This is a genomic window from Clostridium sp. UBA2485 (genome assembly GCF_002341865.1).
Lineage (GTDB): Bacteria > Bacillota > Clostridia > Clostridiales > Clostridiaceae > Clostridium_J.
This window is the reverse complement of the sequence record NZ_DDOV01000036.1, coordinates 39,243-59,130: the sequence shown is the minus strand read 5'-3', so window position 1 is coordinate 59,130 and position 19,888 is coordinate 39,243. Positions and strand designations below refer to the sequence as shown.

The 19,888-nt window shown below is 27.8% G+C and carries 23 protein-coding genes; all 23 read right to left on the bottom strand.

Annotated elements, in window-relative coordinates; translation table 11 throughout:
- Positions 1 to 332: 332 nt before the first annotated feature.
- Positions 333 to 2,027: a DNA repair protein RecN gene (recN, locus tag B3603_RS06360; RefSeq protein WP_291562112.1), complete on the bottom strand. Its 1,695-nt coding sequence runs from the start codon at positions 2,025 to 2,027 to the stop codon at positions 333 to 335.
- A gap of 12 nt (positions 2,028 to 2,039) precedes the next feature.
- On the bottom strand, positions 2,040 to 2,492 hold the full coding sequence (locus B3603_RS06355) for an arginine repressor (protein WP_291562110.1): 453 nt from the start codon (positions 2,490 to 2,492) through the stop codon (positions 2,040 to 2,042).
- The gene (locus B3603_RS06350) at positions 2,489 to 3,343 is read right to left on the bottom strand and encodes an NAD(+)/NADH kinase (RefSeq protein ID WP_291562108.1); all 855 of its coding nucleotides are present in this window, start codon (positions 3,341 to 3,343) and stop codon (positions 2,489 to 2,491) included. The genes B3603_RS06355 and B3603_RS06350 overlap by 4 nt, the downstream gene beginning before the upstream one ends.
- Entirely contained in the window at positions 3,340 to 4,164 is an 825-nt protein-coding gene (locus B3603_RS06345; protein ID WP_291562105.1) for a TlyA family RNA methyltransferase, read from the bottom strand. The genes B3603_RS06350 and B3603_RS06345 overlap by 4 nt, the downstream gene beginning before the upstream one ends.
- Positions 4,165 to 4,174: 10 nt before the next feature.
- Positions 4,175 to 6,040, bottom strand: a complete 1,866-nt coding sequence (gene dxs, locus B3603_RS06340) for a 1-deoxy-D-xylulose-5-phosphate synthase (protein WP_291562103.1) — start codon at positions 6,038 to 6,040, stop codon at positions 4,175 to 4,177.
- 4 nt (positions 6,041 to 6,044) lie between these two features.
- On the bottom strand, positions 6,045 to 6,599 hold the full coding sequence (locus B3603_RS06335) for a hypothetical protein (protein WP_291562101.1): 555 nt from the start codon (positions 6,597 to 6,599) through the stop codon (positions 6,045 to 6,047).
- A 678-nt stretch (positions 6,600 to 7,277) separates the two neighbouring features.
- A complete protein-coding gene (locus tag B3603_RS06330; RefSeq protein ID WP_291562157.1) occupies positions 7,278 to 8,144 on the bottom strand; it encodes a polyprenyl synthetase family protein in 867 nt (288 codons plus the stop codon).
- A gap of 121 nt (positions 8,145 to 8,265) precedes the next feature.
- Entirely contained in the window at positions 8,266 to 8,490 is a 225-nt protein-coding gene (locus B3603_RS06325; protein ID WP_291562099.1) for an exodeoxyribonuclease VII small subunit, read from the bottom strand.
- Positions 8,490 to 9,695, bottom strand: coding sequence for an exodeoxyribonuclease VII large subunit (xseA, locus tag B3603_RS06320; protein WP_291562097.1), 1,206 nt, complete (start codon positions 9,693 to 9,695; stop codon positions 8,490 to 8,492). The genes B3603_RS06325 and xseA overlap by 1 nt, the downstream gene beginning before the upstream one ends.
- Positions 9,688 to 10,533: a bifunctional 5,10-methylenetetrahydrofolate dehydrogenase/5,10-methenyltetrahydrofolate cyclohydrolase gene (locus B3603_RS06315; RefSeq protein ID WP_291562095.1), complete on the bottom strand. Its 846-nt coding sequence runs from the start codon at positions 10,531 to 10,533 to the stop codon at positions 9,688 to 9,690. The genes xseA and B3603_RS06315 overlap by 8 nt, the downstream gene beginning before the upstream one ends.
- A 165-nt stretch (positions 10,534 to 10,698) precedes the next feature.
- Positions 10,699 to 11,103, bottom strand: a complete 405-nt coding sequence (gene nusB / locus B3603_RS06310) for a transcription antitermination factor NusB (protein WP_291562091.1) — start codon at positions 11,101 to 11,103, stop codon at positions 10,699 to 10,701.
- A gap of 584 nt (positions 11,104 to 11,687) precedes the next feature.
- On the bottom strand, positions 11,688 to 12,089 hold the full coding sequence (locus B3603_RS06305; protein WP_291562090.1) for an Asp23/Gls24 family envelope stress response protein: 402 nt from the start codon (positions 12,087 to 12,089) through the stop codon (positions 11,688 to 11,690).
- Between the two features lie 76 nt (positions 12,090 to 12,165).
- On the bottom strand, positions 12,166 to 12,666 hold the full coding sequence (locus B3603_RS06300) for a SpoIIIAH-like family protein (RefSeq protein ID WP_291562088.1): 501 nt from the start codon (positions 12,664 to 12,666) through the stop codon (positions 12,166 to 12,168).
- A 40-nt stretch (positions 12,667 to 12,706) separates the two neighbouring features.
- Entirely contained in the window at positions 12,707 to 13,348 is a 642-nt protein-coding gene (spoIIIAG, locus tag B3603_RS06295; RefSeq protein WP_396152390.1) for a stage III sporulation protein AG, read from the bottom strand.
- A gap of 67 nt (positions 13,349 to 13,415) precedes the next feature.
- A complete protein-coding gene (gene spoIIIAF / locus B3603_RS06290; protein ID WP_291562082.1) occupies positions 13,416 to 14,024 on the bottom strand; it encodes a stage III sporulation protein AF in 609 nt (202 codons plus the stop codon).
- A gap of 18 nt (positions 14,025 to 14,042) precedes the next feature.
- Complete coding sequence (gene spoIIIAE / locus B3603_RS06285) at positions 14,043 to 15,194, bottom strand: stage III sporulation protein AE (protein ID WP_291562079.1); 1,152 nt, start codon at positions 15,192 to 15,194, stop codon at positions 14,043 to 14,045.
- A gap of 9 nt (positions 15,195 to 15,203) precedes the next feature.
- Complete coding sequence (gene spoIIIAD, locus B3603_RS06280; protein WP_291562076.1) at positions 15,204 to 15,587, bottom strand: stage III sporulation protein AD; 384 nt, start codon at positions 15,585 to 15,587, stop codon at positions 15,204 to 15,206.
- Positions 15,588 to 15,599: 12 nt separating this feature from the next.
- Positions 15,600 to 15,797 (bottom strand): stage III sporulation protein AC, encoded by a 198-nt coding sequence (gene spoIIIAC, locus B3603_RS06275; RefSeq protein ID WP_039632654.1) that lies wholly within the window; start codon positions 15,795 to 15,797, stop codon positions 15,600 to 15,602.
- 12 nt (positions 15,798 to 15,809) lie between these two features.
- Entirely contained in the window at positions 15,810 to 16,328 is a 519-nt protein-coding gene (gene spoIIIAB, locus B3603_RS06270; RefSeq protein WP_291562071.1) for a stage III sporulation protein SpoIIIAB, read from the bottom strand.
- The gene (spoIIIAA, locus tag B3603_RS06265) at positions 16,322 to 17,245 is read right to left on the bottom strand and encodes a stage III sporulation protein AA (RefSeq protein ID WP_291562067.1); all 924 of its coding nucleotides are present in this window, start codon (positions 17,243 to 17,245) and stop codon (positions 16,322 to 16,324) included. The genes spoIIIAB and spoIIIAA overlap by 7 nt, the downstream gene beginning before the upstream one ends.
- Positions 17,246 to 17,805: 560 nt before the next feature.
- On the bottom strand, positions 17,806 to 18,363 hold the full coding sequence (gene efp / locus B3603_RS06260) for an elongation factor P (protein ID WP_039632650.1): 558 nt from the start codon (positions 18,361 to 18,363) through the stop codon (positions 17,806 to 17,808).
- A 323-nt stretch (positions 18,364 to 18,686) separates the two neighbouring features.
- The gene (gene aroQ, locus B3603_RS06255; protein WP_291562061.1) at positions 18,687 to 19,121 is read right to left on the bottom strand and encodes a type II 3-dehydroquinate dehydratase; all 435 of its coding nucleotides are present in this window, start codon (positions 19,119 to 19,121) and stop codon (positions 18,687 to 18,689) included.
- A 241-nt stretch (positions 19,122 to 19,362) separates the two neighbouring features.
- The gene (locus B3603_RS06250) at positions 19,363 to 19,878 is read right to left on the bottom strand and encodes a shikimate kinase (protein ID WP_291562058.1); all 516 of its coding nucleotides are present in this window, start codon (positions 19,876 to 19,878) and stop codon (positions 19,363 to 19,365) included.
- Positions 19,879 to 19,888: the final 10 nt, after the last annotated feature.

Here is a 19,888-nt window from a genome sequence, read left to right as displayed (position 1 = left end):
AGAAAGGTTAAGAAAAAGATCTTTAATGAATACTTATCTTTCGATTACTATGAAAAGGTAGGAGCTTATATATTAGAAAATTTTAGACTTAATTTAATATCTTATTAATTGTATATTATTAATTTTTAATTCTATATATGTTAAAAAGTTTTAATAAGTGCTAATGTTTTAAGTTAATAATTAAAAATTATTTTTTACCACAACTACCATTATTTATTATTTTTTTAAATTTTATTAATTTATTTATTCTGTTAATTGTAATAAAAAACTATGAATTAATTCAAAATTAATTCATAGTTTTATTTTGCCATTTCTTTTTTATATTATGTATATTATATTATATTTCTCTTTAAAATATTTGCCATCTCAATCATTTCTTCTGAATTATCCAAAGTTAATTTAGTAACTTCACTACCACCTATCATTCTTGCAATTTCATATTTTTTATCTTCTTTACTCATTTTTACAACATTGGTATAAGTAGTATTTTCCAATGATTCTTTTGTAATTAAATAATTATAATCTGCCATACTAGCAATTTGAGGTAAATGAGTTACACAAAAAACCTGATGATTCTTAGAAATTAAGTACATTTTTTCTCCAACTCTTTGAGCTATTCTTCCACTTATTCCTGTATCTATTTCATCGAATATTACAGTAGGAATTTCATCCTTATCTACAAATACTGTTTTAAGTGCTAACATAATTCTAGACAGCTCTCCACCAGATACAATCTCTTCTAAAGGTTGAAGCGGTTGACCTGGGTTCGTAGAAATATTAAACTGCACCTTATCACTTCCATTACTTGATAATTCTGTAGTGTGTATTATCTCTATTTTAAAGGTGCTTTTATCAAGTCCTATGTAATCAAGCTCTTTTTTTATATTTTTTTCTAATTGCTCACTAATTTCAACTCTCATATGATGAATGTTTAGAGCTTGCTTTTGCATTATATCTACTAATTGCACTTTTTCTTTTTCTAGCTTTTCAATAATTTCACCACTATTAAATAATTCATCAAATCTTTGCTCTAAATCAGATTTATAATTTAATATATCAGCAATAGTTTCTCCATATTTTTTCTTGCAAACTCCTAGTTGATACATTCTAGAATTTACAAATTCTAATTCTTTCTCATCATAATAAATACTATCTTTTAAAGTTCTAATTTCATCTGTATTTTGCTCTATCAAATAATAACATTCCTCTAAAGCATTAGATATATTTTTAATCTCAGTCTTATGATTTTCTATAGTTCTTAGTTCCCTAATAACATGTGATAAACCATCGATTACAGAAAATCCTTCTTCTAGATTATTTTTTAATAAATTATAAGAGGATAATAAACTTTTTTCTATTTTTTCAGCATTGGATAAAAGTGAAAATCTTTCTTCTAATTCTTCATCTTCTCCTAATTTAGGATTTATATTATTTATTTCATCAATTTGAAATTTAATAAAATCCATATTTTTTTCCCTCTGATTATTATTACCTCTTAAATCAGAAATCTTTTTCTCAATTGAGGATAACTTATCATAGTTTTCCTTGTAAGACTTTAATAAATCTTCTATTTTATCACTACCAAAGGCATCTACATAGTTTATATGATTGTTATTATCTAATAAATTTTGATTTTCATGTTGACCATGAATATCTAGCAACACTTCGCTAATTAATTTTATCTTTGATAGTATTAAAGTCTTATTATTTACCTTTGCAATAGATTTTCCTGTATTAAAACTTTCTCTAGTTAAAACTATTACATCATCATAATCTATATCTAGCATATCTAGAATATTTTTAGTTTTTTCATTATCAATAGCAAAAATTGCTTCTACTATAGTCTTTTCTTCACCAGCTCTAATTAAGTTTTTATTAAACTTTCCACCCAAAACATAATTAATTGCATCTATTAATATAGATTTTCCTGCTCCAGTTTCTCCAGATAAAACATTAAAACCTTCTTCAAAATCTATAGATAATTCTTGAATTAATGCAAAGTTCTTAATATTTAATTGTAAAAGCATCTTTAAATCATCCTATCTATGAATCAAATTTTTAATTAGTGATACTATTTCTTCTGCTTTTTCATGGCTTCTAGTAATAACTAAAACAGTATTATCTCCAGCTATAGTACCTGCTACTCCATCTAGTTCAAAAGAGTCCAGTGCTTCCGCGGCTAAAGAAGCTGAAGCTGATATAGTCTTAACTACTAAAAACTTATCAATCTTTTCTACAGTTAAAGCAGTCTTTGATAACATATTTGCCATAGCATTTGGATTATAATTTTTTGCTTTAGTTGGTGCTGAATATTTGTATTTTCCATTATGAGATAAAATTTTTATAAGATTTAACTCCTTAATATCTCTAGAAACTGTTGCTTGGGTTACATTAATCCCTTCATTCCTTAGTTCTTCCGCTAATTCTTCCTGAGTTTCAACATCTTTAGATTTAATGATCTCATAAATCTTTTCATGACGTAAACTTTTCACGAATTATCACCTTCACACTCTATTGACCTAGAAATTATTTTTTTTCTTAATACCTTAAAATAATTATAGTCATTAAATTTTATTAATTTACATTTTCTTGATAGCACTTCTACAAATACTTCTTCATCATGATTAAGTTCAACTACATTTTGTCCATCAATATTTAAATAAGCATCTTCAGAATAAGATTTTATTTTAATATTAATCTTATTTTCCGAATGCAATACTATAGTTTTAATCCCTACTGAAATTGGACAAATTGGTGTTATTGATATAATATCCAAAGTTGGATAAATTATAGGACCTCCTGCTGATAATGAATATGCAGTAGACCCTGTTGGGGTACTAATAATTAATCCATCAGCCTTATAATTTATATAAAAAGTATTATCTATATATATATAATAACTAATGGCTCTGGATAAAGTTCCTTTTGATACAACAATATCATTTAAGGCTGTATAATAATATTCACTATTGCTTTTAGGAAGTGAACATTTTATCATCATCCTATCATCAATGCGAAATTCTTTATTAAGTATCCTTTTAACTGCCTCTTCAAAGTCGGACAATTCTATACTAGATAAAAAACCCAAATGACCTATATTTACTGCCAGTATAGGAGTCTCAAATTTCTCTACTGCTCTTGCAGCTCTTAAAATAGTTCCATCTCCACCTAAGGCTATCAATAAGTCTAGATCCTTATTCTTTTCTTCTTCTAAATGAAGAGCATCATAGAATTTGTATATTTCACAATTTATAAAGTATTTTCTTACTATTAATTCAACATACTTTATTGTTTTACCTTCTTTATCTTTTGTTGAATTAATATTTATACCTATTTTTTTCATATCTCCTCCATAGATAATGTAAAATGAGATGAATTTACAACCTTCGAAATAAGGTCATAACTAAATTTTTCCTTATTATTATGATTCTTAGTAAATTCTATTAAATATTCAATATTACCATTGGGTCCCTTAATAGGAGAATAATCTAAATTTATTATTTTAAGACCTATTTCTTTAAGAAACTCTACGATTTTAATTATAACTTCTTTATGAATGTCTGGTTTTTTAACAACACCTTTTTTATTTACTTTTCCTATTCCAACTTCAAATTGAGGCTTAATAAGAGCAACACATATTCCATCATCTTTTAATAGACCTACCACAGATGGAATTACCTTTTTTAAAGATATGAAAGAAACATCTATTGATGCAAAATCGCAATACTCTCCAATGTCTTCAAAACTTAAATATCTAACATTAGTATTTTCCATAGAAACTACCCTAGAATTTCTCCTAAGGTCTTCCACCAATTGATTAGTCCCAACATCAATAGCGTAAATTTTTTTAGCTCTATGCTTAAGCATACAGTCAGTAAAACCGCCAGTAGATGCTCCAATATCTAAACAAATTTTTTCCTCTAAATCAATTGAAAAAATTTTTAAAGCTTTTTCAAGCTTTAGCCCTCCTCTACTAACATAGGGCATAACTTCTCCTTTAAACTCTATTAGTACATTTTCATCAAATTTCTTGCCACATTTTGTTTCCTTTATATTATTAACATAAATTTTGCCATCAATTATGTACTCTCTAGCTTTTTCTCTAGAATTAGCAATTTTTTTATTATAGACTAAAACATCTAATCTTATCTTGTTGTTACACATATAAACTCCTTTATAGAAGATTTATAATATTATTATAAATACCTTCAACATCTAAATTATACATTTTATATAAGGTATCTACTGAACCATGAGTTATAAATTTATCATTAAATCCCAGGTTTATAACCTTAGTATTTTTTGAAATACTATTTACATATTGAAGAACATTACTACCTAATCCACCAGATATTACATTGTCTTCAATAGTTACAATACTATATCCACTTTCTATAAGTTCCTTTATTAAATTTTTGTCTAAAGGTTTAATAAAGCAAGCATTCACCACTGTACTTTCAATATTATTTTGTAGAAGTTTCTCTCTAACTAAAATAGCACTTTGAACCATTTTTCCAGTAGCTACTAATGCTATTTTACCTTTCATCTCTTGAAGCACTTCCCATTTACCCTTTATAAGTTTCCTTATAGGAGATAAATGTATATTTTCATTATCTCCGCCGCGAGGATATCTTATAGCTATGGGGTAATTTTCACTTACTGCAAAGTTAAGCATAGTTTTAAGTTCATCTACACACTTAGGACTCATTATTGTCATATTAGGTATATGTGATAGATAAGATAAATCAAATATTCCTTGGTGAGTTTCTCCATCTTGTCCCACTAGCCCAGCTCTATCAATAGCAAAAACTACCGGTAAATTTTGCAATGCTACATCATGAAGAACCTGATCATAAGCTCTTTGAAGAAAAGTTGAATACACCGCAAATACTGGTCTTAATCCTGCTGATGCCATACCAGCAGCCATAGTTACTGCATGTTGTTCTGCAATTCCAACATCAAAAAATCTTTTAGGAAATTCTTTAGCAAAATCCCCTAATCCAGTTCCCTCAGGCATAGCAGCAGTAATTGCTACTACCTCTTTTTTCTCCTTTGCTATATTTATAAGTTCCTCTCCAAAAGCTGATGAGTAACTCTTTTGTTTACTAGGAGCACATTTCCCATTATTGCAATTAAAAGGTCCCATGCTATGAAACTTATGTGGGGATTTTTCAGCAAAAGAATATCCTTTTCCCTTGGTGGTTAATGTATGTATTACAACTGGCCCATTTATATTTTTAGCCATTTTTAATACCTTGCTTACCTCTTTTATATTATGTCCATCAATAGGTCCAATATATTTAATACCCATATCTTCAAAAAACATTCCTGGTACTAAAATTTGCTTTAAACCATCTTTAATTTTATGTATAGAATTTACCATTCCTTTTCCAACAGTAGGTATTTTTTCTAATGTTGATGTAACATCGCTTTTCATTTTATTATAAAAAGAATCCATTCTTATTTGACTTAAATAAGTAGATACTCCCCCTACATTTTTAGATATAGACATTTGGTTATCATTTAATATTATAATAAGTTTAGTTTTTTTATCACCTACGTCATTTAATGCTTCTAAGGCCATACCTCCAGTTAAAGCACCATCACCAATGACTGCAATAATATCATTTTTTTCCCCTTTTAAATCTCTTGCACGTGCCATTCCTATAGCTGCAGATAGTGAAGTACTACTATGACCTGTTTCAAAAAAATCATATTTACTTTCTTCTCTTTTAGGAAAACCACTTATTCCTCCATAATTCCTTAAACCAGCAAATTTATCTTTTCTTCCTGTCAAAATTTTATGAACATAAGACTGGTGTCCTACATCCCATATAACTTTATCTTTATCAAAATTAAAAACATTAAATAAACTAATAGTTAGCTCAACTACACCTAAATTAGAAGCTAAGTGGCCTCCTGTTTTTGAAACTTTTTCTATTAAAAATTGGCGTATTTCTTGAGCAAACTCATTTAATTCCTGTATATTCATCTCTCTTATACTGCTAAAATCACTATAACTATGTAAGTATTTTGTCATTTTTTTATCCTCTTTTTACAAAATGTAATATTTTTGCAACCGTAAAAATTATATCATTGCTTTTTGCAATAGCAAATTTCTTCCCCATAGCTTTTCCCCCTACGGTCATAGAAGCAATTATAGCGCTAACTATAGCTGCTATAAATACATAATTTAAGGTTGGGTATAAATGTTTAATTTTTTCTACTATAACTACGCCTACAGATCCACTTATTATACCACATATATCGCCTACAACATCGTTGCAAAAATTAGAAACCTTGCTAGCATTTCTCATTAATTTTACAGCTATATTGGCTCCCCCTATTTTTTGAGATGCCATTGAATGAAATGGCACTTCATTACCAGCAGTCACAGCAGTACCCACTATATCAAAGATAACTCCTAATAAAACAATAAAAAGTAATATTCCTATAGCTATTGGTACATTTACCTGTGATAGTGTAGCTTCAGATAAGAGTGAAACTGAGNNAATAATTATAAAAATCCAACGATTTTCTTTTTTTTTACCCTCTTTTTTTGAATTTTTATTTCTTTTTTTACATCTATCTTTACTCAATATAATCCTCCAAAAAAATCAAAAAGTGGTAACATATTAAGTAAATTTTGCGGCTTAGGTCCAGCAGGATTTCCCATAGAGCAACTAAAATGTCGCCATTTCAGTAGTTTCCTTTTAATGCTCTATCTATAGTGTTACCAAATCTACAGGGCTAGATTACCACTTAGTCCACACTACAATCCCTAATATGTTTTATAAAATAAACAGTCTAGGAGATTTCCTCAACAGTTAGGTATTTTTTTATCCTCTTTTGCAGCATAGGTTTTAGTGAGCAATAACCGCAATGCTTTGGCCTAAGCATATTGGTTTGTTCTCACCTCTACCCACCCCACTCAAGGCAAGCTACTCTGCACATAGCTAAGTTTACCACAATACAGGTTTAATCCATTGCCGTACTTTAGATATCTCTTCCAAAGCACATACAATGGTCTCCACGGATGTAGGGTCAATGTCGCATGCCTTTGCGATTGCCCCACAACCTTACTCCCAGCACCAACCCACAACTGGGCGTTATAAGCCAGCACAAGGAACTTCATCGATATGCTCTTTAACGGATTTTTAGCCCCGTCCTCAAAAATACTTACCTGACTAGAATACTGCACCACCTTTTGAAACACATTATACCATATGAAATAAAAATGTCAAAATCGTAAATTCCACTTAAAAATCTCTTTTAAATTAATATTGACGCTCTAATAAAAACATGGTTAATTCACTCAATAAAGGTGTGTTTTTATTAAGTTTATTTAATAATTCAAAGCATTCTTTAGTAATTTCTTCACATAAATTTATACATTTTTCTAAACCATACATTTTAACAAAAGTTGTCTTATCATTGCTACTATCACTTAGGCTTTTTCCTATTAAGATTTCATCTCCAATAGTATCTAATATATCATCTTTTATTTGGAAAGCTAATCCTAATTTATCCCCATACTCTCCTAAAATATGAATTTCTTCTTCTGTTGCACCACCTAAAATTGCTCCACTTATAATTGAAGCTTTTATAAGTTGTCCCGTTTTATTTTTATGCATTTTAAGCATTGTTTCTTCTGATATTTTTTCATTTTCACTTTCTATATCTATAATTTGTCCTAATATCATTCCTTCTGCTCCTGAAGCATTAGTTATAACATTAGAAGCTTTTATTTTTCTTTCCTCACACTTTAAGCATTCCTTAAACATTATTATCATAGCTTCATTTAGTAGACCGTCACCAGCTAAAATAGCTCTAGCTTCTCCAAATTTAATATGGTTTGTTGCCATTCCTCTTCTTAATTCATCATTATCCATAGAAGGTAAGTCATCATGTATTAAAGAATATGTATGAATCATCTCCATGGCTGCTGCAAAAGGTAATGCTTCCAAATAATCTTCTTTATATAATCCATAAACTAAAAGTAAAAGTATAGGTCTGATTCTTTTTCCACCTATATTTAAACTATAAATCATTGGCTCAAAATACCCTTTATTTTCTGATGACTTGTTTTCGAAATATTCATTTATCCATGTTTCTATTAAATTTTTATAATCTTTTATAAACATTTCCATTTCCTTTCCATTATATACAATTAATAATAGAAACTTTACCATTTATCAATTGTACATATTTCTTTTTTAAAAATTTGATATAAATAAAAGGTAATATACTTAATAATAATTAGAATTAATCAACTTCTTCAAAATTAAAATCCTTTTCTTCACCATTGGATAATAACTTAATCTTTCCTTCATATTCATTTAACATTTTGTAAAGTTCATTACAAAGTTTAATTCCTGCTTCATATTGTTTCATAGAATCTTCTAAAGTTAGCTCACTGCTCTCCATGTCAGAGATTATTTCTGTCAATTTCATTAATTTATCTTCATAACTTTCTTTTTTTCTTGCCATTAAACATTCTCCTTATACTGAACTTTAAAATCACCACTACCATCTTTCAATAAAATTTTAATTTGCTCTTTTGCTTTTAAGGATTTAATTGAAGTTATTAAATTATTATTTTCATCTTCAACTAATGCATACCCCTTATTTAGTACATTTAATGGATTATGAGCACTTAGCAATTCATAGCTTTTAGAAATTTTTAATAGTTGCTTTTCCAATATACTCTCAATTTTATTATCTAATAAATTTTTAAATTTATCTATAGTCTGATACTGATTAATAACATAATTTTCTGGACTGTTTAATTGAAGAGTCTTTATATATAAATTTAATTTATTTTTTTCTTCTTTAATTTTTTTATCTATATTTATATTAATTAATCCTTTATACCCCATTAATCTCTCTTCTAAATCCTTTAAAACTGGAACTGTAAATTCTGCTGCTTGTGACGGGGTTGCAGCTCTCTTATCACTAACAAAATCACTTATAGTGTAATCCGTTTCATGACCTACACCTGTAACTATAGGCTTTATAGAATCTGAAATAGCTCTTGCTACCATTTCTTCATTAAAAGGCCATAGTTCTTCAATAGATCCTCCTCCTCTAGCCAAAATTATTACATCTACATCTTCTATTTTATTTAAACACTCTATAGCTCTTACTATATCTTGACTAGCATTAGCTCCTTGAACTAAGGAAGGATATATAAGTAAATTAACTTTAGGATTTCTTCTAGTTGATACATTTATAATATCCCTAATAGCTGCTCCTGTAGGTGAGGTTATAACTCCTATAGTCCTAGGGAAAATAGGTAATTCTTTTTTTCTAGAAGAGTCGAAAATTCCTTCCGCTTCTAATTTTTTCTTTAACTTTTCAAAGGCTACATATAGTTCACCTTGTCCATCTACATCCATACTATTACAATATAGTTGATACACACCTTCTTTTTCATATACAGATATTCTTCCACTAACAACAACATTCATACCATTTTCCGGTATGAATGTTAATGAGTTTGCATTACTTTTAAACATAACGCAGTTTATTTTAGAAGAATGGTCTTTTAAAGAAAAATAAATGTGTCCACTGCTATGAATTTTTACATTAGATAATTCTCCTTTAACATTAGAATTACTAAGTATAAAGTCATTATCAATAGTCTTTTTAATATAACTATTTAATGCGGTAACACTAATTATTTTTTTATACATTTTTATTCCACGCCTCACAGGTATTTTTTAATAACATAGTTGTTGTCATAGCGCCCACTCCTCCTGGTACTGGACTTACATGAGATGCTACCTCTAACACTTCGTCATAGCATACATCTCCTTTAATCTTTCCATCTACCATTGTAGTTCCAACATCTATAACAATTGCTCCATCTTTTATAAAATCTTTTGTCACAAATCCTGGTCTACCTATTGCAGCAACTAATATATCAGCTTCTTTACAAACTTCTTTTAAGTTTTTTGTTTTAGAATGACATATAGTAACAGTAGCATTTTCATTTAATAAAAGCTGTGCTACTGGCTTCCCTACTATATTACTTCTTCCTATAACTACTGCATTTTTTCCTTTAATATCATTATCAACATACTTAATAAGCTCAAGTACGCTTTTAGCAGTACAAGGAATAAAGCATTTTTCTCCTTTGTATAGTCTTCCTGTATTAATATCTGTTAATCCATCTATGTCTTTATTATGACAGATTGCTGAAGTTACTTCTTTTTCATCAAAATTCTTTGGTAGGGGTAATTGAAGAATTATTCCATCTACTGCATTATCATTATTTAACTCTTTAATTTTATCTATAAGTTCTTCCTGTGTAATAGTTTCATCTAATATTAAAGAGTTATAACTTACACCTAGGGATTCACTAAGCTTTTGTTGATTTTTCATATAAGAAATAGATCCACCATCATTTCCTACTAAAATAGCTACCATCGACGGCTTTCTTACACCTACTAATGTTTTTTCTTCAATTCTAGCTTTTATGTTTTCTCTATGAGTCACAGCAATTTGTTTTCCATCAATTTTCATACCCATTGTAGTATTCCCCCTTTTTAATATCTAAATAAGCATAGAAAAATAATTAGTTAATTATGATACTTTTCCACTAGTGTGTCTATAGTGTTACTATCAGGGTAACCTATAGAACCGTCTAGAATAAAATATTTTATCTTCTTAACTAGTTATTTTATTTCAGCTCCTTTATTTACCTTTAATTATACTATTTAATACTCCATTAATAAAGGAGGAAGCATTATCTTCTCCATATTTTTTTGCAAGTTCTATAGCTTCATTAACTGATACCTTTTCAGGAATATCATCTTCAAACAAAATTTCACAAACTGCTATTCTAAGTATTGCTAAATTCATTTTTGATAATCTATTTAGGCTCCATTTAACTAAATTTTTTTCTATAGTTTCATCAATTAAAGTCATGTTTTCATTAACAGCCTTTAAAATTCTTATTATGTATCCAAAATCCACATCATCCAATTTTATGTCAGTATTTTCTTTAAAGCTTTCAATTATATCAGTATAACTTTCTTTATTTATTGACATTTCAAATAATAGCTGCATAGCTATTTCTCTTGATTTTTTTCTATTCATAAATTGCCTCCTAATATGTAATTATTAATTTATGTCATTTTTAATTATATGTTGAAATTTAAATTATAATTATTATACCTTATATGTAGATGTACTACTTACCAATTTAATCTATAAATTTATATAATCGTGTTATTAAATTATTAAAAACTCCACCTTATGTAATATGAACTGACTATTGACAATGGATAATTATTGATATTTCTCTTTTATAAGAGAAGTTTTCAATTGATTTCTTTTCACGTAACACAGTCGCTTTTATTAAAAAATCTATTAAAGAAATTGGTTTGATTAAAACTAATTTCNNCCATAATTGTCAATTGTCCATTCTCAATTCTCCATTGATTAAAGTTGTGAATTGAAATTTCTAAAGGGTCAGCTATATTCGTCTATGCATTAAGTCCTGAAATAATATGTATTACATCAAATATCTTTAAATTTTATCTCATTATTTTTATTACCGATATATACAATAACCTATGATATAATTATTTTCAACCTAAAAATAATTATATCATAAATAGTTGACACAATAAAAGAAAACTAAACATAAAAACACCCTCTTTATCAGAGGGTGTTTATTGCTAGTTCTCTTTTGCATCTTCCTTATCTGATTTAGGGAGTATAACATTTTGTACAAAAACATTAACTGCTGATACCGTTAAGCCTGTCATTGTTTCTACAGTTCTTCTTACATTATTTTGAACTTTTTCCGCAACTTCAGATATCTTAACTCCATACTCAACTGTAATATATAGATCAATAACAGCACTATCCTCTTCTAAACTAACCTTAACTCCTTTAGAAGCATTTTTCTTTCCTCCAAAGATTTGGCTAATTTCTCCTACTAAGCTAGCACTCATTCCAGTAATACCTTTTATTTCAGACGCCGCTATTCCAGCAATTACACTAACTACCTCGTCAGATATTTTTACAATACCCATTTCCATATCGTTGATTTCCTCATGTATTTTATTTTCTTCCATATCAGTACCCCCTTACATTTACATAGGTAAAAGTTGTTAAAAATATTATATCAGATAAAGAATTATATTACAAATATTATTCCATAGCCTTTATTTTTATGTCTTTAATGTTAGCTTTATTCATTACCACATCTTTTACTTGTCTTATTTGTTGATCAGTTAATTCTTTATCAATTTTTACAACTATGTTAGCTTTACTATCTTCTAATTCGCATACTGCTTCCTCAAAGCCTTGTGCTTTTAAAGCAAGCTCGATATTAGTTTCTTTATCTGTTCTAAGTGCTAAATTCTTATACTCTTCAGCAGCTTCAGCTTTTTGCTCAGCAGGAGTATTTTCATCATCTAATAAAGTTTTTAAGGTTTGAATAGCCTTATTTCTACCTTGTTCACGGCTTAGTCTTGATTCTGTAAAATAATTAGTACTACTTGTAGTCTTAGTTTTTTCTTCTTTAACTGTTTCTCCTATGAATTGATCATCAGTTACATATAGTGGTCCATTTACCTTAGTTGCCGCATATCCACATAATACTATAACTAATAGCAATGCAGAAATAATTACAGTTTGTTTTTTATTCATTTATATTCCCCCCAAAATTTTATTTCTAACTCATTATATGCTAATTTTTCATAGGATATACCTGCACTTTTTCTTCCTCTAAACCGAAAAGATTAGTAACTGCTTGACGTACTCTAAGCTCTGTTACTTTATCTCCTGCACCTTCAGCTACTATACATATACCAGTTATTTTAGGATTATAAGTTTTAACTATTAATGGTTCTGTTTTTCCTCCATCATTAGACATCACAACAGTACTTCCACCATTCTCCTGTGTTATATCCCTTTCCCCTCCACCGGTATCTTTTTCTTTTGTGGTACTTTTTGAATCATTCACATTAAATGCTGGAACTTGTTCTTCCCCACCATCAAAATAAATCATTGCCTCTATCTTCCCAACACCTTCAATTTTTCCTAAAATGCTTATTAGTTCATTTTGAACTTTTTCTTTGTAAGACATTTTTGCTTCTATAATACTAGCTTCTTGTTGTTTATTATTGTTATCATTATTGACCATATTAGAAGCTTTTGTATCTTTAAAAAAGCTTCCTACAATTGTTAAAGCTATTCCAGCCAATAAAAGTAAAATTAAATTGAAAGTTTTGTTGTTTGAATTTAGTTTTTTACTTGTTAAGTTATTTTTTCCCTCATTAGGATTATTTATTCCAGTATTCTTATTATTTTTACTTTTGTTAAAATCCATTAGTATATTTTTGAGCCTATCAAAATTCACAGTTATTCCTCCTTTTTTATTCATAGGTTTAATATAATTAATTGCTGTTATATAATGAATTTTCTTTATAAACATATATAATCTCTTCAGATACACTATACTTAGAGCTGATATACCTCTTTATTTCTAGTGCATTTTCATCCTGCAAATCTTGAACTTTATCCACTGTTACACTATCACTTCCTATTTCTACTTTCTTTATCTTTTCAACAGTGCTATCATTTAATCCAACTTCTATACTATCAATTTGAAAACTATTAGATTCTTTAATAAAGGAAGCCTCTACTTTTGTATTAAACTTTTTATTACCATATTTATCTTGTAAATCCTTTGAACACTGTATTTCCATATTCTGCTCAAAATTTTTAATAGTGTTTTCTACATTAGCTTGTCTATATTTTTCATAATCTGCTTCATACTTTTCTTCAAATATATATGCAGCAGAATTTTCAATCTGCCTATGAATGTCTGCCTCAGAATTTAAAAGCTTAACAATTGGATTTAAAATTATAACTACTAATATTAAACCTAATGCAAATTTACAATATTTTTTCAGTTTATTATCTGGTAATATCATCTGTACTGCTGTAATAAAAAACACTGCAGTACAGATATTTATTATCCATTGTTTTAGAGAATCTATCATCCTTTCATCACCCTATCCTCACAGCATTATAATACTTTTTCCTGTAGAAGCTACAATGGTAATCATTATGAAGAACATTATGCTTACACTTATTATGCAAGAATTTATCATGATAAGAGAATTCCCAGCTGAATCAATCACTGAAACAACTTTTTTATCACTTATAGGCTCTATTAAAGCTGCAGTAAGCTTATATATAAGTGCCATAATTAGTATTTTTATTATTGGAAGTAGCATTATTACTATTATTACAATTAAACCTATAGAGCTTATAGCATTTTTTAAAAGCACTGTGTAACCTGCTACTGTAGAAATAGCATCAGATAATGTTTTACCTACTACAGGTATAAAGCTATCAACTGCAAATTTTGCAGTTTTCATAGTTACTAAATCAAGACTTTTGGCCGCAATACTTCTTATGGTTATTATTGCTATAAAAACAGTCATAAATATTCCTTGTGTCCATAATGCTGATTTTCTAAGAAGGTTTGATAAATTATTTACTTTATAATCATCAGAAATATTATTAACAAATTCCAATACAAAACTCATGCAAATTATTGGTATTAGTACAGTAGCATAAAATCTTGCTCCTACACTACTTATTCCCATTATTATTGGATCCATTAAAGTTGCTTCTACAAAACCTCCAACGCTAGCTAAAAGCATCATTAATATAGGGAATAATGCAGCTACAAAATTACTCATTTCCATAATTGCATCCTTAGCTAAGGTTACACCTATATAAAATCCCTTTACAATTAGAATTATCATCACAGAATAACAAGCAAAATAAGCAATATTAGTCAAACTTTCATTACTAAATGCATTTTGGAGATTATTTAAAAGTGCACATACGATAGCTACAATTATTAATGAACCTACTAATTTAAAAGCAACTAAAACCTCTTTAAATGCATATGTGGAAAAGTATTTAAATAGCTCTTTCATAGATAGTCCACTATCTCCATTTTTTATATAGTTTTTTACAAATTCTTTTGGATTCATATTGTTTAATATTTCATATTCACTTTGTATATTAGTTATATAATCATATAGTTTTTCTATTTGTACATTTTGTTCTTCTGTTAATCCAGTGGTATCCTCTATAGCTTGTACATTAAAAGGTAACCACAATATAATAGCTAATACTAACAAAAACCTCTTCATATTCTACCTCTACATTATCTTTAATATAGTTTGCATAACTCCCATAAGTATTGGCATTGCTAAAGTAAGTATTAATATTTTTCCTGCAAATTCAACCTTAGATGCTATGCTGTTTTCCCCGGCATCCTTACATACCTCACTACAAAATGAAGATAAATAAGCTATTCCTAAAATTTTAAATACTGTATCTATATAAATTACATCAATATTTGCTTTATTTGCTAATGTTTGAAGAAAATTTATTACAACTGTCAGCTTACTTATCATAAATAAAAATATTATTATTCCTGCTACTAAACTCACAAATAATGCAATATCATCTCTTTTCCCTTTAATGGTTTGAGTAATAAAGAGAGCACAAAATGCAAAACCTACTATTTGTAATATTTCCATAGTGTCCTCCTTTTAGAAATAAAATAGAGTTTGTATTGATGTGAAAAGTTTGCTTATTAGGCTTATTATCATCATCAAAATTATTATTATTCCTGCAAAATTTGCTATTACAGCATATTCTTCCTTACCACCACTTTTTAAAACCTTATCTATTATTATAAGAACAACTCCTACTGCTCCAATTTTAAATATTAAATTGAAATCTAACATTATCTCATCCCCCTAAATAAGAACTATTACTACCATAGCACCTATAGTAAAGCCTAAATATCTATACATTTTTAAATTCTTCTCTAAGGACTGCTCTGCATTTTTTATGGCTTTTTCTAAATTTATAATTGTCAGCTTAAACATTTCTTCCTGACCTTCTAAACTTATTTCCCCTAAAGTCTTAGCCAAACTTAGAAATATCCCTATATCTTCTTTAGTTAACTCTAAACTTTCTTTATTATCCTCAAAGGATTTTATAAAAGCTTCATATACACTATCACACTCATGTTTTCTTAACATATTAGATACACTGTAAAAAACTTTATTTACTGGACTTTTTGTCTTTTCCGCTACAGTTATAAGTCCATCTTGTAGCAATGCATGACTATAACTTATTTCATTTTTTAAATGATATATAGCTCCTTCTAATTCCCTTAAATGTATGACCCTTTTTTTAAGATTTTCACCATACAAATATCCGATAAGAGAAGCGGATATTAAAATCATAAAAGAACCTACTAATTTTAACATTTGTAATCACCTCTTATTTCTCCTCTCTTTGTAAAGTCATATACGTATTCAATAGTACCTACCCCTTTTCTATTACTTAATACTATTGCTCGTTTAAATACACCATTTTCCATAACTTCTCTAAACACTGGACGCTTATATAAATCTTCCACATCAAATCCATGAATTGTAGTGATTAAATTAACTCCAGAATTTAAAGCTGCAATTATACTTTCCATATCACTTGAGGTTCCTATTTCATCACAAATTATTATCTGTGGAGACATACTTCTAATTGCCATTATTATTCCTTGGCTTTTAGGACAATTATCCAAAATATCTGTTCTATCTCCAATATTCATTTGAGGTATTCCATTATAACAAGCTCCTAATTCACTTCTTTCATCTACAATAGTTATATTTTTTCCTGTAAGCTTTAAACTGCTGCTTCCTGTAGATAACACTCTACATATATCTCTAAGGATAGTTGTTTTACCACATTTAGGTGGAGATATAATTATAGTGTTTAAAACATTATTTTCCTCTATCATATAAGGTAATATTTCTTTAGAACAATCTATTACTTCTCTTGCAACCCTTATATTTACAGAAACGATATTCTTTATAGTTTTTATTATGTTATTTTCCGTCACTACCGTTCCACATAATCCAACTCTATGTCCACCTTTTATAGTTATATACCCTTGTTTAATTTCATCCTCAAAAGCATATATAGAATAATTGCTTATTTTTTGAAGAACATATTTCATCTCTTCTAAAGATGTTTTATAATGAAAAGATTTTTCATTATTATTAGAATAAACATATAATGGTCTATTCACTTTTAATCTAATTTCCTGTAGCTTATTTATATCTACAGTACTCTCTAAAAGATCTCTAATACTTTTAGGTAATATATCTAGTATTTCTTTTGCCATTTTTATCACCCTTTCATACTTCATTATTATTTAGATGGTGGACAAATTATTACTAGTATTTATATTTTTTAATGAATCTAAAATAAAATAATCGTTCAAGAATTCTAGGAATATTTTCTATCAAAAAATAATAGAACCAGATAGTGGTACTATCTGGTCTTTTAATACAATATATAATATATAAATAAACTACCTTAAAAATTAATGTATAGCTGAATATATCTACACCATTAAATATTTTAATTCACAACTTAAAATAATGCACAATTCAAAATTCACAATTAAGGTTGAAATTAGTTTTAATCAAACTAATTTCTTAAAATAAAATTTATTTTTAAAAAACTCCGAAGGCTTTAGCAGTGGAGTTTTAACCATAACTTTTCATCTTCAATTCTTAATTTTTAATTCATAGTGAAAATTTTTTGTTGTGGAAATTAAAATATTACATAAATTAAATTTTCACTAATGAATCCTATATATTATGATTAGTTATTTTTAGAATGGAAATATAAAAGAGTCAATTTAGAATATTTCTAAATTGACTCTTTATAATTTTAATATTAAACTCTTTCCATATATTCGCCTGATCTTGTATCTACTCTTATAGTTTCACCTTCATTAACAAATAATGGTACTTGAACAATTGCTCCTGTTTCTACAGTAGCAGGTTTTAAAACATTTGTAGCAGTATTTCCTTTAACTGCTGGTTCTGTATGAGTAATTACTAATTCTACAAAGTTTGGAGCTTCTACTGAGAAAGCTTCTCCTTTATAAAACTTAATTATTGCAAACATGTTTTCTTTTAAGAACTTTATAGCATCTTCAACTTTTTCATAATTTAGTGGAATTTGTTCAAAAGTTTCTTGATCCATGAAGTAATATAATTCTCCATCAGAATATAAATATTGCATTTCTTTTCTTTCTATTACTGCTTCTTGTAATTTAGCAGTTGGGTTAAAAGTTGTTTCAGTAACTCCTCCAGTTAAAACGTTTCTTAATTTTGCTCTAACGAAAGCCGCACCTTTACCTGGTTTTACATGTAAAAATTCTATAACTGTAAAAACTTGTCCACCCTCTTCAAAAGTCGTTCCTTTTCTTAAATCTCCAGCTGAAATCATTAATGTTACCTCCTAATATAAATAGTTAAACATTTGTTAATTATATTTATTATAACCTATTTAAAATAAATTAATACCAATTTATAGCTATATACAAAGCTAGTAAGAGCTGTGTTTGTCAGACAATTTATTGTCCTAAAAATTAAAACAAACAACTCTCTAAATCTATTTAAATACGTTAAATTTATAACCTGTATATATAAAAAATACGGTATTTTTTATATCACATGCATATGAAATAGTTTTTTCTAAATAGACCTCTAAATCATTAATTTTAATAAATCCATAATCCTTAGGGCAAAAAAATAAACTTAATTTTAAGTTTATTTTTGCAAGGTGTTTATTATCGCTTCTATAGCCATAATATATCCATAATGTCCAAATCCACTTATGACACCATAACACCCTTCGCTTATAACACTATTTCTTCTATACTCTTCCCTTTTGTAAATATTACTAAGATGAACCTCAATAGTAATAATATTATAGGCTCTTATGGCATCTAGAATAGCAATACTATAATGAGAATATGCTCCAGGATTTATAACTACTCCATCATATACATCTATAGCACTATGTAATTTAGAAATAATATCACCCTCATAATTGCTTTGATAAAAATCAATATTTATGTTGGCATCTTTAAATCTATTTTTAATTTCTTCATTAATTTGTTGTAATGTTAAGTCTCCATAAATGCTCTTTTCTCTATTTCCTAACAAATTAAGATTGGGACCATTTACAACTAAAATATTCATATTTTGAACCACCTTATCATAGTCGCTAATAATATTATTTTACCAAAACTCAATACTATTTGCAATTGTAATTGAGAAAATTGTTAATATAATTTATTAATACCTATGAAATAAAATACATTATAGATTTCCTAGTTAAAAATTTAATTTATATAGTATTCCAGCTTTTATAATAAAGTTTCTTCTGTGGAAATTAAAAACGAAAAATATAACTAAACTATTTTTAAACATGCTTAAAGCTCTAAAATTTTCTTATATTATTTATTATTAAATCCATATTTTCTTCTTCATTCTCCGATAGCTCTATAGTCATGTGTGCTTTACTATATATTTTTATTCTTTCGTTGTATATATTTTTTAATTTCTTATCATAATCACATTTTAAAAGGGGTCTATCCACAGTATTTTTTCCTCTCTTTATAAGAAGTTCTAGGTCTACCTTTAAAAATATAACTATCCCTATATCTTTTAAAGTTTTCATGTTGTCATTGAAAATTGGAAAACCACCACCTGTGCTTATTAAAGTTCTCTTAGTTTTTTTAAAATCATTTAATAGATTTTTTTCACACTGTCTAAAATACTGCTCTCCCTTTAAAAGAAAAATATTATTTATGGTATTATTTTCTCGTTCTTCTATCAACTTATCTGTATCAATAAAATTGTAGCAAAGCTTCTTACTGACTTCATATCCTAAAGTAGTTTTTCCACTAAGACTCATACCAATAAAAATTATATTTTTATTTAATTCCTTTATCATTATATGCTCC